1 protein-coding gene is annotated in these 554 nt (G+C 67.1%); it reads right to left on the bottom strand.

The features are described 5' to 3' along the window. Positions 1 to 554: ATP-binding protein (locus EOC94_RS33470; RefSeq protein ID WP_245465728.1), on the bottom strand; the 554-nt coding region annotated here is incomplete at both ends.

Below are 554 nucleotides of genomic sequence, written 5' to 3'. Positions count from 1 at the left end.
GGATTGCAGGCGGCCGGGGTTGACGCGGAAGAAGGGCTCGAACGCCTTGTTCAGGAGTTCCGTGGGTATGCCCGGGCCATGGTCAGATATGGTCAGCACGGCGCGATTGTCGGCTGCGGCCAGGTCGATGCGGCACGCCTTGCCATGGGTGGCGGCGTTGACGATCAGGTTGCGCAAGGCGCGGCGCAGGCCAAGCGCGCCGGCCCGCACGCAAACCTTGTCCAGGTGCCCGATCGAGACGGCATGGCCGAGCGATGCCATCTCGGCTTCGATATCGCGCACCGTCTTTGCCAGGTCGACCGCTTCGACGGCGTCCTGGTTCACCTCTTCGCGCACCAGGCGGATGGCGCTGTCGGCGATGCGGTCGAGTTCGTCGAGGTCGTGAAGCCATTTGTCGCGTTCGTCGTCGAGGAATTCGGCGCGCAGCCGCATGCGCGTCATCGGCGTTCGCAGATCATGGCCGGCGGCGGCGACCAGCCGCATGCGGCTTTCCATGGCGGTCCGCAGCCGCGACGAGAGTTGGTTCAGCGCATGCGCGGTGGCCTTGACCTCGG

Origin of the sequence: Mesorhizobium sp. M6A.T.Ce.TU.016.01.1.1, assembly GCF_003997065.1 — a bacterium.
Lineage (GTDB): Bacteria > Pseudomonadota > Alphaproteobacteria > Rhizobiales > Rhizobiaceae > Mesorhizobium > Mesorhizobium mediterraneum.
This window is presented reverse-complemented; position numbering and strand designations above follow the sequence as displayed.